Below are 12,295 nucleotides of genomic sequence, written 5' to 3' on the forward strand. Positions count from 1 at the left end.
GCAGCACGACCGGAACGCCGGCTTGTGCCGCCTGCCAGGCGGCTTCGGAACCGGCGAGGCCGCCGCCGATAATGTGGATGGGATTTTTGTTCATGAGCGCCGGAATAATCGCTTGGTGCGGCGATTGCAATTCCCGTGCGCGGCGCAGGGCAGACAGATGCGGGCGCAACCAAATCCTGAAAACGACAACACCCGCCGGGGGAGGAGGTCCGGCGGGTGTCGTTTTTGGGGTCGACCCTCGGGAGGAGGTGAAGGCCGACCGTATTCGTCATCGCCGGGGAGGAGGTCGGCTTTGACGAAATCTCTTTCGCCATTTTTAAAAGGGGCGAGACCCTTTTTGGGAAACAACGCCCGCCGCGGGAGGAGGTGCGGCGGGCGCCGTTTTGGTGGTCAACCCTCGGGAGGAGGTGAAGGTTGACCGGATCCGTCAGGGTCGGGGAGGAGGTCGACCCTGGCGAAATTCTGGTTAGATCGCCCGGCGGGCGATGATCTTGATTTCGTCGCGGACGATACCGAGATCATGCAGCTGACGGTTCGAAAGGCGACCCAGCTCGGAAACCGTCTCGCGATAAACGCGCCAGTTACGATAGTTGCGGATCAGGTTCATTGTCGTTCTCTTTTCAAAACTTGTTCGGACCATTCGCGGTCCGAAAAAATTAGACCGCCTTGCGAGCGACGTAAGGAATGTCGCTGCGGCTGATGCCTAGGTCGGTCAGTTCACGGTTGCTCAGGCGGCTCAGCTCGGACACGGTGTCCCTGTAGCGGCGCCAGTTGCGGTAGTTGCGGATCAGGTTCATGGTATTTCTCGTTTCGTCTTTCTTTCGGATCATTCCGTCTTTGTGTACGAACCATAGATAGGCGGGCCTATATCGATTTAAAAGCGCTATGGCTGCATGGCAGCAATGCAAATTGTGCAATGCAGCATTAACGCGCGTTCACGGACCTGACACAAAGAAACCCGAATCGGAAAATGCCGTTGCGTCAACGGTTTGACCGGGTCGGCTGAAAAAAAGACCAAACTGGGGGAGAAGCGGTATGGCGGGCTATTCGTCGCGAGTGAGGGCGGATATCGCGCGCTGGCGGCAGGCCGGCCTGATCGACGCCGCGACCGCCGATTCCCTGACGCGCGATGTCGAGGCCAATGAGCGCAAATCGCTCAGCTTCGGCTCTATCCTGGCGATGATGGCCGCCTTGCTGTTCGGCGCAGCCATCCTGATTTTCGTCGCCGCCAACTGGGACGCCATTCCGCGGCTGGCGCGCGTGGCAGCACTCTTTGCCATCATCCTTGGCGGCTATATCGGCGGTGCGCTGTTGAAGACGCGCGACCATCCAGCAATCGGCGAGGCGCTGTGGATGGTGGCCGCGGCGGCTTTCGGCGGCTCGATCGCGCTGATCGGCCAGATGTATCATCTCTCGGGCGACGAGGCGTCGGCCCTGGTCACCTGGGGTGCCGGCACGGCACTGGCTGCGGTCGCGCTGCGTTCGAACCCGCTGACCGTCGCTTCGGTCGGCATCGCCGATGCCTGGTTGTTCCTGAAAGGCTTCGACTATTACAGCCGAAGCGAATTTCCGCATCTCTTCGTGGTCATGGCGATCGTGTTGTTTGCCGTATCGTTCTGGACCCGCAGCCAGCCGGCGCGGCACCTGATCATCCTGTCGCTGCTTTTCTACCTCGTGCTGCTGGTCACGAACCACAACACGCTGCAGGTGGCGATCCCGCTGGTCGCCGTATCGGCGCTGCTGTTCGCCGCCTCGGTGTTCGCGCCAGAGCCGGTCGACAGGATCGTGCAACTCGGCGGCCGCTTGCCCTTGCACGCGCTGCTAGGCTTCCTCACCGGCCTGGCGATGATCCAGTTCGAACTGGCTGACGAAAGCACCTACAACAGCGGATTCGCCATAGCTTCGGTGATTGCGTTGGCAGGCATCGTCGCGGCAATCGTGCTGGCCGGGCGGGAAAGCCGAGGGTTGCGCTGGCTTGCCTATGCCGGCTTCGCCTTGGAAATCGCCATCATCTATGTGGTGATGTTGCAATCGATGCTCGATACGGCCGGCTTCTTCCTTGCCGCCGCGGTGCTGCTCGGCATCCTTGCGCTCGTCATCATCCGCATCGAAAAACGCATGAAGAGCCCAGTCGCCAAGGGAGCCACGGCATGATGACCGGAAAGAGGCTGATCATCTCGGCCCTGGTGCTGGCGCTCGTCCAGATCGGATTTCTGAGCTGGATCATCGCCGGCCGCGCGGCGATCCTGCGCAACGGCAAGGAAGTGCTGCTGAAGATCGAACCCGTTGATCCACGCGATCTCCTGCGCGGCGACTACATTATCCTCGGCTACGAGATTTCGCGCATCCCGGTGAAAATGATCGCCAACATCCCCGCCGACAAACTCTCCAGCGACGATACATCCATTGTCGTCCGCCTGAAGAAGGGCGCCGACGGCTATTGGCGGCCGACCACCGCCTGGTTCGGCAAGGCGCCGACGCCGGCCGCCGCCGACGAGGCCGATATATCAGGCCATGTCGCCGAGGGCTGGGATCTTCGCAGCGAAGGCATGACCATCGCGCCGGACTACGGCATCGAGCGCTTCTATCTGCCGGAAGGCGAGGGGACGGCGATCCAGGACGACATGCGGGTGCGGCCGTTCGGTATCCGTCTTGCGCTCGCCGGTGACGGCATCGCGCAGATCAAGGCGCTGGTGGACGGCGACAAGACGCTGTTCGAGGAACCGCTGTATTAGACCAATGATGTCCGTGATGTCGACAGAAGCCCTCGGCGGTCTCCCACTTGGACGGTAAGAAGCATGCCAATCACCCTGACGGCGCGTGAGGACATCAATCTCGACGCTGTTTTGCGCGTCGCCTGGAAGAACGACACGGTGGAGATCGGCGAAAAAGCCTTGCAACGCATCGCCGAGTGCCGGGCGTCGTTCCTGAAGCTCATCGAATCCGACCCGCCACCGGTCATCTATGGCGTTACGACCGCCATGGGGGAACTGGCGAGCCGCAGGCTCGAACGTGACGAGCGGGATCGCCATGCGCGCATCAAGGCGTTCGCTGCCGCCACCTCGTTCGGCGATCCCTTGCCCGATCGTGTGGTCCGGGCGATCGTGCTGGCCCGCCTGACGAATTTCATCGAGGGCAACGCAGCCACGACGCCACGCATCGCACTCGCCGTTGCCGCGATGCTTGACGGCGGCCCGATGCCTGTCGTGCCGTCTTCGGGCCAGGGCGGCGCCGGCGAGATCCTGGCGCTCTATCCGCTGTTTGCCGAACTTTCGGTGCGCTTCGACCTGGAGGTCAAGGAGCGGGGCTCGCTGATCAACGGCTCGCCCTGCGCCGCCGCGCTGGTGGCCGACGCAGCGCTCGCCGCACGCGGCCGCCTCCGCATGGCGCACAAGGTGTTCGCACTGTCGATCGAAGCGTTTCGCGCGCCGCTCGAGCATTACGATGCGGCGCTCGACACGCTCTGGGGCGATGAACATGAAGCGGCGGCCCTCCAGGGATTGCGGGAATTCCTGGTTGGCGCCGGAGACGGGCGGCGCAATTATCAGGCGCCGGTCAGCTACCGGATCGTGCCGCGCGTCCTCGGCCAGGCGCATCGTGCGCTGGTGTCTGCCGAGCGGGCGGCCACGGTGTCGCTGGCCTCGATATCGGACAATCCGGCCTACCTCCCGCCTGATGACGCGCATCCGTTCGGCCGCTGCATCAGCACCGGCGGCTATCACAATGCCGTGGCGACGCCGGCGCTGGATGATCTGGCGGCGATATGGGCCGATATCTGCCTGCTCTGCGACCGCCATGCCTCCAAGCTTTTGAATGGCAAGGTGTCGCTGCTGCCCGATCTTTTGATGACCGGGCGGCATTGGGCCGACAGCGACGGCCATGGCAGTGTCGGCTATGTGCCGATGGCGATCACCGGCTATCTCGAGCAGGCCAAGCTCGCCGCGCAGCGCACCTTCATTCCGGGAACGGAATCGGCCGGTGCCGGGCAGGACGACGTCGCCACCACGGCGTTCTTCGCATGGACCAAGGAGGCGACCGCCGGCCGCTGCGTCGATGCGGCAATGGCGATGCTGGCGATGATGGCGTCGCAAGCGCTGCACGTCACCGAACGCGTGCCGCCGCCGGCACTTCGGTCTTTCGTCGATGAAGTCAGGGCTATCGTGCCGCCTGTCGGCGACGATCGCGTGCTGGGGCCGGAGCTCGCAAAGCTGGCCGAGTGGTTCACAGGGAGAGCGTTCGAGGCGCAGACGAGCATGGCGGTGCCTCTGTGACAAGATCTGGCCGCGCCTACCACCGCCGCGCGCCGGCCGGATCAATTGACAGCACATTGTCAATGATCAATCATCGCCGGACACTCCATGCGAGATGCAGTGCGTCAGCCGGATGGATGGCGTTAAGCCCAATCGGCGCGATGGCGATATCGCGTCGCCCTGGAGAGTTCGCGTGGGCCATGCCGCTGATCGCCACTCCCACCGCCACTTTGCTATCGCCCTGTGTACCAGCGACGCGGTGATCGCAAATGTCGATTTCAGTCGAACGAGTAGGAGATTGTTTGGTGTCGCTCGAACTTATCAACCCCGATGATCTGCCACTACCAGAGATGTACACGCAGGTTGTCGTCGCGACGGGATCCAAGCTGGTATTCGTCTCAGGTCAGCAGCCCGAAGACATACACGGCAAGCTCGTTGGGCATGGTGATTTTGCTGCACAAGCGCGTCTGGCATTTGGCAATCTCGGCCGAGCGCTCAGTGCGGCAGGTGCACGGCCTGAGCACGTTTGCAAGATCACAATCTACATTGTCGATTATAAGCGCGATGAACACGTTCCTATCATCGAAGAAGCGCAGATTGCGCTGTTCGGAGATCACAAACCAGCCAATGTGGTGGTCGGGGTAGCGATAATGTCTCCAGGCTACCTCATAGAGGTCGACGCGATAGCGGTCATTGACTAGGCCATCAGAAGCTAGCGTCGCTACTATGCCGTTTGTCTCTCAGTCAAAAGCCCGTCCACCCGGCGAATGAACAATATCCAGAATGTGGTTGTAACAGATGACTAGGTCGAGGTTCCTCCTTCGCCAAGGCTTCGGAGGAGACACCTTCATCTAAGGAGCTTCAGGTGGCCAGCCACCCGAAGCCCGAGAGCGGGGGGTGGTGCGGATGAAGGGACTCGAACCCCCACGCCTTTCGGCACTGGAACCTAAATCCAGGGCGTCTACCAGTTCCGCCACATCCGCATGGACCGGCAATCCCATGTAGCCATCATTCTGTCAATGTCGGGGCCAAAATGTTGGTTATTCGCTGAAATGCGAAGATGGTTGAAAAATAGCCCCGCCTGTGACAAAAGGCGTGTCGAATGTGACGGAACGCGACGATCCGCTTCTACAAAATGTGATAAGAAGTAGGAAAAACAAGAACTTATTCACATTTTGGAACGCAGTTTGGGAGAGTTTGAGCCGTATTTTCGGTCAAATCGCCAGGTTCCGTACCAAAAGCCATTCCCGGCAAGATTATACCGGCAGGCTGTGAACGGCAGAGGCCGTGGCAGTCTCATTGGTGAAAACAAAGGTTTTACGATGCAGGTCACCGAAACGCTCAACTCCGGTCTCAAGCGCGAGATCAAGATCACCGTGCCGGCCGGTGACATGGAAGCCAAGCTGATGGCACGGCTTTCGGATGCCAGGAACAAGGTCCGCATCAACGGCTTCCGCCCCGGCAAGGTACCGGTGCAGCACCTGCGCAAGGTCTACGGCAAGTCGTTCATGGCCGAAGTGGTCAACGAAATCCTCAACGATTCGACCCGCACGATCATTACCGGGCGTGGCGAAAAGGCTGCGATGCAGCCCGAAGTCATCATGACCGAGGACGAGAAGGAAGCCGAGAAGATCCTGGCCGGCGGCGCCGACTTCGAATTCCGCCTCAACTACGAGATCATTCCGACGATCGAGATCAAGGATTTCTCCGACATCAAGGTGACGCGTCAGGTGTTCGACGTTCCGGACACCGAGATCGACGAGCAGGTCCAGCGCGTTGCCGAATCGGCACGCAGCTACGAGCCGAAGACCGGCAAGGCCGCCAATGGCGACCGCGTCACCATCGACTATCTCGGCAAGATCAACGGCGAGGCCTTCAATGGCGGCGCCGGCACCGATCAGCCGCTGGTGCTGGGGTCGAAGGAGTTCATCCCCGGCTTCGAGGATCAGCTGATCGGCGCCAAGGCCGGTGACGAAAAGCAGGTCACCGTGACCTTCCCGGAAAACTATCAGGCGGCGCATCTTGCCGGCAAGGAAGCGACCTTCGACGTCACCGTCAAGGAAGTGTCCCAGCCCGGCGCGCTGGAAATCAACGACGAGACCGCCAAGAACCTGGGCCTCGAGTCGCTGGAGCGCCTGCGCGACGTCGTGCGTGGCCAGATCGAAAACCAGTTCGGTGCCATGACGCGCCAGAAGGTCAAGCGCCAGCTGCTCGACCAGCTCGACGCGTCCTACTCGTTCGAGGCGCCGTCGAAGCTCGTCGACGCCGAGTTCAACAACATCTGGGCGCAGGTCAATCGCGACCTGGAAGCCGCCGGCCGCACTTTCGCCGACGAAGAGACGACGGAAGAAGAGGCACGCGCCGAATATCTGCGTCTCGCCGAGCGCCGCGTGCGTCTTGGCCTGGTGCTGGCTGAAATCGGCGAGAAGGCCGGCGTCACGGTATCGGACGAGGAACTGCAGCGCGGCCTGTTCGAGCAGGTGCGCCGCTATCCGGGCAATCAGCAGCAGGAAGTCTTCGAGTTCTACCGCAACAACCCGGAAGCGTTGAACACGCTGCGGGCGCCGATGTTCGAGGAGAAGGTGGTCGACCATCTGCTCGGCCAGATCTCGGTCACCGACGTCAAGGTCAGCAAGGAAGAGCTGATGGCCGACGACGAGGAGGCCGAGACCACAACCAAGGCGAAGCCGGCGAAGAAAGCCGCTGCCAAGAAGGCTGACGACAAGAAGGCCGACGACGCGGAAGAGCCCAAGAAAAAGGCGGCGCCGAAGAAGAAGGCCGCCAAGGACGCCGAATAAGCGTCCGAGAATAGAATTTCAAAAAGGCCGCCCATGAGGCGGCCTTTTTCGTTTGTGGCGCCGAAGCAACAGACTCTCCGGCAAATGGCGGTTGGCGGCTGGCGGTACGAACTCTTGATGATTATCTGCTGTGTTGCAGAACGCAGGCCGTTGGAGGCATCGTTGAGACTGTTCGTCCAGATGGGTGGAGTGGTTGCCGCGGCACTGCTTGTCGCTTCGGTCTGTGGCGTCGCCCGGGCTGACGGCGTTCTCGACAATTGGCGCTTCGACACCGGCAGCGACGGCTTGGTCACTGCCTCGCTCTATGCCACCAACAAGCTTTTCACCGGCGGCGGCGCCTTGGGCTATAGCCCGGTGTTGACCATCGCCTGCCGTCCCGGCGGCCAACCGCGCTGGAGCGAATGGCTGCAGCTCAATGATGCCGTCTCCGCCAGCCGCAAGATCACCATGTCGGTCTCGGTCGACCATGGCGACAAGGTCAATGAAAGCTGGTCCGTCGGTGCCCGTGGCAGAATGCTCGTCAAGGATGGCGCGGACGGCGTCAAGCAGTTGGCGTCGGCGAGCCGGTTGGGGCTTTCCTGGCGGTTCGGCCTGCTGTCGGGCCGCGGCGAGGCGGACTTCGACCTTGCCGGGCTTGGCGAGGCGGTCGCGCAGATTGCCGGCACCTGCAACACTGATGTGCCCTGAGCCGCTGCAAACCACCTAAACCTTTGTACAGCCGACCTCTTCTACCTGTCGGCCAGATTCTGTGGTATAGAGGTGTGGTAATTCCATAAGGGGGAGAAGCAGATAATCTGTTCTGCCGTGCAAGGCGCATTGCTGGTGGTACCGGCATGCGCAGATCGTCTCAGGCACATTTGACAATCAGGGAGGAAAAGTCATGCGCTTGGCCGCGTTTTTCGCCGTCGTGTCTGTTGCAAGCTTCGTCGCCATTCCATCGCAGGCCCAGGATACTGCGGCTGGCGAGAAGGTCTTCACCAAATGCAAGGTCTGCCACGTCGCGGACGAGGACAAGAACAAGATCGGTCCATCGCTGCACGGCGTCATCGGCCGTATCGCCGGTACGCATCCGGATTTCAAATATTCTGATGCCATGATCGCGGCCGGTAAATCCGGCGTCAAATGGGACGAACCAACACTGGCGACCTATCTTCACGATCCCAAGACCACGGTCAAAGGGACCAAGATGGCGTTTCCCGGCCTCAAGAACGATGCGGACGTGGCCAACGTCATTGCCTATCTGAAAACGTTCTCCAAGTGACCTGGCTCCTCCGCCATGCGTCCAACCTCTTGTTTTACCGTGATCATATCCGAACCGACGGCATCGTAAGCAAGAGCCGCGTTTCCGTTTTTGCTAGCGCGCCTTCAGTTCGGGATCATGGCCTGCATTGCCTGCTTCCATCGGTCTGAGATGTCGACCAGGGAAAACCGCCTCAAGGATTCCGGCATCCGCCTCTCGGAAGCGACGGCGGGTGATTTCTTCGCGCTTTTGAAGCCGCGGGTCATGGCGCTTGCCGTATTCACCGCTTTTGTCGGCCTGATGATGGCGCCTGGCGCGATGAATCCGGTCATCGCCGTGATTGCAATCGGTGCGATTGCGGTCGGAGCAGGAGCGGCAGGGGCCCTCAACATGTGGTACGACGCGGACATCGACGCGCTGATGTCGCGCACATCAAAGCGGCCGATTCCGTCGGGCCGCGTCACGCCGGGCGAGGCTCTCGGCTTCGGCCTGGTGCTTTCCGCGCTTTCGGTCATGACGCTCGGCGTGCTGGTGGGCTGGCTTGCCGCATCCTTGCTGGCCTTCACCATCTTCTTCTACGTCGTCATCTATACGATGTGGCTGAAGCGCTCGACGCCGCAGAACATTGTCATCGGCGGCGCGGCCGGAGCGCTTCCTCCGATGATTGGCTGGGCGGCCGCAACTGGTGCCATTGGCATTGAAAGCCTCACCCTGTTTCTGATCATCTTTCTGTGGACGCCGCCGCATTTCTGGGCGCTCGCGCTGTTCAAGGTCGGCGACTACGCCGCTGCCGGCATCCCGATGATGCCGAACGTGGCCGGCCAGGCCTCGACCAGAAAGCAGATATTCGTCTATTCACTGCTGCTGGCGCCAATCGGTGTGCTGCCTTGGGCGTTCGGATTCGCGAGCGGGTTCTATGGAATTGTTTCGGCCGCATTGGGCGCGGGTTTCATCTGGCAAGCCTGGAAGGTCCTGGTCGTTGCAGACAAGGAGATGAAGCCTGCAAAGGCGCTGTTTGCCTTCTCGATTTTCTATCTTTTCGCGATCTTTGCCATACTGCTTGCCGACACCATCGCAATGCGAGGGTTCATGGCAGCCGAAGGCTGACGGCGTGATCACTGTTGTCGGAAGACTCACCAGCTCGAAGCGAGCCGGCCTGGTTGCTGAATTGAAGACGTTGCAGACCAGAATCGGCTCGAACATCACGATGGTATTGCACAGAATCCCAGGATCAGCAGGGCGACTATGCCAAGGCCGAGTATAAGAAGCGTCCTTCCGTCCATGACCTTCCCCTTTAATCCCAAGAGAATATCGAAAAAAGACCACCAGAGCTAGCCAGACGGCCGGAGGTCTTGCGACAAAGGGCGACAAGTCTCTGGCAAGAGAGTATGTTGATTGCGGTGCAGGTCGCGGTTTGCGTGGCCAGTTACGCAGAACGGATGCACCGTGAAACCGCGACCTTGCCGGACTTGGGTCTGGAGGAACGGTCATGGCTAGCTTTCATGTGATAGCAGGCGCCAGCGAGACGCTGGAACATACCAAAATTCGAAAAATCGGCGTTTCCGACCTTTTCGACGCACTCAAGCGGGGCGTCGACGATTTCATGGTCAAACCATCGCACATCGTTTTTCTCTGCCTGATCTATCCGCTCGTGGGCGTCGTGCTCGCCGCCTGGACTTCGGGCGCCAATGCGTTGCCGTTGTTGTTTCCGCTGGTCTCCGGTTTTGCTCTGATTGGCCCGTTCGCGGCGATAGGCCTCTATGAAATCAGCCGCAGACGGGAAGACGGACTCGACACCTCATGGAGGCACGCTTTCGAGGTCCGTAATTCTCCGGCGCTGCCGGCAATCGCGGCGGTCGGGATCATGCTGTTTGCAATCTTCATCACCTGGCTTTTGACGGCGCAGATGTTCTACCAATATCTTTTCGGCCCGGCTCCGCCGGAATCGATATCCGGCTTCATCAATGAAATATTTGCCACCGGACGTGGCTGGACGCTGATTATCCTGGGGCACGCCCTCGGCTTCGTCTTCGCTGTGGTGGTGTTGTGCACGACGGTCGTCGCCTTCCCATTGTTGCTCGACCGCGACGTTGGCGCCTACGAAGCCATCCACACCTCGGTGCGTGCGGTGCTGGCGAACCCGATCACCATGGCTGTTTGGGGACTGATCGTCGCCGTCGCCTTGATCATCGGCTCGCTGCCGGTGTTCGCCGGGCTGGCCGTCGTGTTGCCGATCCTCGGTCACGCCACCTGGCATGTCTACCGCAAGGTCGTGGAATCGCCCGCCAGACCGGCGAGTTGACGACGTTCCACCTCACCGCACCGGCAAGGGGGCGGTGCAAGTTTGATCTAAGCCGTCAGTAGGCCGGGTGACTGAAGCGAGCTTGGTATGCGCCCATGGTCAGGTTGCGGAAATCCTTGCCGCTGACATGCACCAGCGTTCGATGGTCGCCGCCTTCGAAGTAGACGTCGGCGACATCGCCGAGGCTTTCATCGACAATCACCGGCACATCATAGGCTGCGCCGATCGGTGGGATGGCGCCGGTGTCGCAATCACCGAAGAGCGAAATCACCTCGTCTTCGGAGGCAAGTCCGAGACGCTTGTTCATGACGTCTTGCAACCTGCCAAGTTCGATCCTGTGAGTGCTCGGAACCACGGCCAGCGTATAGCCAAGCTCGTGGTGAACGACCACGGATTTCGCCATGATGCTGCCGGGCACATGCGCGGCTATCGCCGACTGCCGGCTTGTTGAAGTGCGATGATGAGCGACGGTCTCGTAGGAAATTCCCTTGCCGTCGATGAAGTCCTTCAGTCTGGTTGCGATCGTCATCTTGGCCTCCCTTGCCGGAGTTCGCGACGCATGGCGGCGTCAAGGCCCGGATCCGAAAAACGCCAGCCGGGTGAAAAGGGTGTAGTCGGCTTCGAAGACCATCATTGCCACGAACACCAGCACCAGTATCGGCGGCAGGATGATCGCATAGGCCAGCGCCAGCCGTTCCCAGGCCATGTGCATGAAGACGGCGACGATCAACCCTGCCTTGAGGATCATGAAGATCAGGATCAAGGACCATCTGAGATAGCCGTGAAGGCCGAAATAATCGACCATGTAGGAGCATGCGCTGAGGATGAACAGCCATGCCCAGACCACCAGATAGAGCTTGATCGGATGTTCCTGATGCACGTCGCCATGGGCGGCCGCCGCGGGCGCTTCATGGGCATGAGCAGCATGAAGTGCGTGCTGTCCGATGCCGTTTGCGGTTGCTTCAGCCATGTCCCTGCCTCTCACCAAAGATAGAAGAATGCGAAGATGAATACCCAGACCAGATCGACGAAGTGCCAGTACAGCCCCATGATCTCGACATTCTCGTAGTGGCCCGTGCGGCTGGTGAAGAAGCCGCGCCGTCCGGTGTCGTAATCTCCGCGCCACACCTTTCGCGCCACGATGATCAGGAAGATCACGCCGATCGTCACATGGGTGCCGTGGAAACCGGTGATCATGAAGAAAGAGGAACCGAATTGTGCGGCGCCCCAGGGATTGCCCCAGGGCCGCACCCCTTCAGTGATCAGCTTGGTCCATTCGAAGGCCTGCATGCCGACAAAGGTCGCGCCGAGTGCCGCGGTCAGAAGCATGAGGATTGCCGTCTTGCGGCGGTCGCGGCGATAGCCGAAATTGACTGCCATGGCCATCGTTCCGCTGCTTGAGATCAGCACGAAGGTCATGATGGCAATAAGGATCAGCGGGATATCCGAGCCGCCGATACGAAGTGCAAAGACCTCGCTGGGATTGGGCCACGGCACGCGTGTCGAAATGCGCGCGCTCATGTAGGAGAGCAGGAAGCAGCCGAAGATGAAGGTGTCGCTGAGCAGGAAGATCCACATCATGGCCTTGCCCCAGGACACGTTCTTGAACGCACGCTGATCCGAGGACCAGTCGGCGGCAATGCCTTGCCAGCCTGTGGGCCTTGGCTCCGTCTGGCCGATATGCGTCAGTGTCTCTGCCATCCGC

General features: G+C 60.6%; 15 protein-coding genes and 1 tRNA gene. 9 read left to right on the forward strand and 7 right to left on the reverse strand.

Going from position 1 to position 12,295, the window contains the following annotated elements; genetic code table 11:
* The 3 genes from ACFSOZ_RS31435 to ACFSOZ_RS31445 all read right to left on the reverse strand — a co-directional run.
* On the reverse strand, nt 1-94 hold a 94-nt coding region (locus ACFSOZ_RS31435; RefSeq protein WP_379104646.1), incomplete at its 3' end, for an FAD-dependent oxidoreductase.
* A gap of 372 nt (nt 95-466) precedes the next feature.
* Nucleotides 467-607, reverse strand: coding sequence for a DUF1127 domain-containing protein (locus ACFSOZ_RS31440; protein ID WP_379104575.1), 141 nt, complete (start codon nt 605-607; stop codon nt 467-469).
* Between the two features lie 49 nt (nt 608-656).
* Complete coding sequence (locus tag ACFSOZ_RS31445; RefSeq protein ID WP_013531315.1) at nt 657-797, reverse strand: DUF1127 domain-containing protein; 141 nt, start codon at nt 795-797, stop codon at nt 657-659.
* Nucleotides 798-1,035: 238 nt separating this feature from the next.
* Between ACFSOZ_RS31445 and ACFSOZ_RS31450 the strand changes: the two genes are divergently transcribed.
* From ACFSOZ_RS31450 to ACFSOZ_RS31465, 4 genes are all read left to right on the forward strand, one after another.
* Nucleotides 1,036-2,154 carry a DUF2157 domain-containing protein gene (locus ACFSOZ_RS31450; protein WP_379104577.1) on the forward strand — a complete coding sequence of 373 codons (1,119 nt, stop codon included), beginning with the start codon at nt 1,036-1,038 and terminating at the stop codon, nt 2,152-2,154.
* On the forward strand, nt 2,151-2,735 hold the full coding sequence (locus ACFSOZ_RS31455) for a GDYXXLXY domain-containing protein (RefSeq protein WP_379104579.1): 585 nt from the start codon (nt 2,151-2,153) through the stop codon (nt 2,733-2,735). The genes ACFSOZ_RS31450 and ACFSOZ_RS31455 overlap by 4 nt, the downstream gene beginning before the upstream one ends.
* A gap of 63 nt (nt 2,736-2,798) precedes the next feature.
* Complete coding sequence (locus ACFSOZ_RS31460) at nt 2,799-4,271, forward strand: aromatic amino acid lyase (protein WP_379104582.1); 1,473 nt, start codon at nt 2,799-2,801, stop codon at nt 4,269-4,271.
* Between the two features lie 284 nt (nt 4,272-4,555).
* A complete protein-coding gene (locus ACFSOZ_RS31465; RefSeq protein WP_379104585.1) occupies nt 4,556-4,951 on the forward strand; it encodes a RidA family protein in 396 nt (131 codons plus the stop codon).
* Between the two features lie 197 nt (nt 4,952-5,148).
* On the opposite strand, the gene ACFSOZ_RS31470 is transcribed toward ACFSOZ_RS31465, so the two are convergent.
* Nucleotides 5,149-5,233, reverse strand: a tRNA-Leu gene (locus tag ACFSOZ_RS31470).
* A gap of 339 nt (nt 5,234-5,572) precedes the next feature.
* Here ACFSOZ_RS31470 and tig point away from each other — a divergent pair.
* The 5 genes from tig to ACFSOZ_RS31495 all read left to right on the forward strand — a co-directional run bounded on the left by tig (nt 5,573) and on the right by ACFSOZ_RS31495 (nt 10,590).
* Entirely contained in the window at nt 5,573-7,048 is a 1,476-nt protein-coding gene (tig, locus tag ACFSOZ_RS31475; RefSeq protein ID WP_379104586.1) for a trigger factor, read from the forward strand.
* 162 nt (nt 7,049-7,210) lie between these two features.
* The gene (locus tag ACFSOZ_RS31480; RefSeq protein WP_379104588.1) at nt 7,211-7,735 is read left to right on the forward strand and encodes a hypothetical protein; all 525 of its coding nucleotides are present in this window, start codon (nt 7,211-7,213) and stop codon (nt 7,733-7,735) included.
* 193 nt (nt 7,736-7,928) lie between these two features.
* Entirely contained in the window at nt 7,929-8,309 is a 381-nt protein-coding gene (locus ACFSOZ_RS31485) for a c-type cytochrome (protein WP_379104589.1), read from the forward strand.
* A 150-nt stretch (nt 8,310-8,459) separates the two neighbouring features.
* A complete protein-coding gene (locus ACFSOZ_RS31490) occupies nt 8,460-9,395 on the forward strand; it encodes a heme o synthase (protein WP_379104591.1) in 936 nt (311 codons plus the stop codon).
* A 382-nt stretch (nt 9,396-9,777) separates the two neighbouring features.
* A complete protein-coding gene (locus ACFSOZ_RS31495; protein WP_379104594.1) occupies nt 9,778-10,590 on the forward strand; it encodes a DUF2189 domain-containing protein in 813 nt (270 codons plus the stop codon).
* A 55-nt stretch (nt 10,591-10,645) separates the two neighbouring features.
* Here ACFSOZ_RS31495 and ACFSOZ_RS31500 read toward each other — a convergent pair whose 3' ends face one another.
* From ACFSOZ_RS31500 to ACFSOZ_RS31510, 3 genes are read right to left on the reverse strand one after another with little or no spacing between them, the layout of a single operon-like run.
* Complete coding sequence (locus ACFSOZ_RS31500) at nt 10,646-11,119, reverse strand: aminoacyl-tRNA deacylase (RefSeq protein WP_379104596.1); 474 nt, start codon at nt 11,117-11,119, stop codon at nt 10,646-10,648.
* Between the two features lie 39 nt (nt 11,120-11,158).
* On the reverse strand, nt 11,159-11,560 hold the full coding sequence (locus ACFSOZ_RS31505) for a cytochrome C oxidase subunit IV family protein (protein WP_379104598.1): 402 nt from the start codon (nt 11,558-11,560) through the stop codon (nt 11,159-11,161).
* Nucleotides 11,561-11,571: 11 nt separating this feature from the next.
* Nucleotides 11,572-12,291 (reverse strand): heme-copper oxidase subunit III family protein, encoded by a 720-nt coding sequence (locus ACFSOZ_RS31510; RefSeq protein ID WP_379104600.1) that lies wholly within the window; start codon nt 12,289-12,291, stop codon nt 11,572-11,574.
* Between the last annotated feature and the right edge of the window lie 4 nt (nt 12,292-12,295).

Source organism: Mesorhizobium newzealandense (assembly GCF_042682145.1).
In the GTDB taxonomy this organism is placed as follows: Bacteria; Pseudomonadota; Alphaproteobacteria; order Rhizobiales; family Rhizobiaceae; genus Mesorhizobium; species Mesorhizobium newzealandense.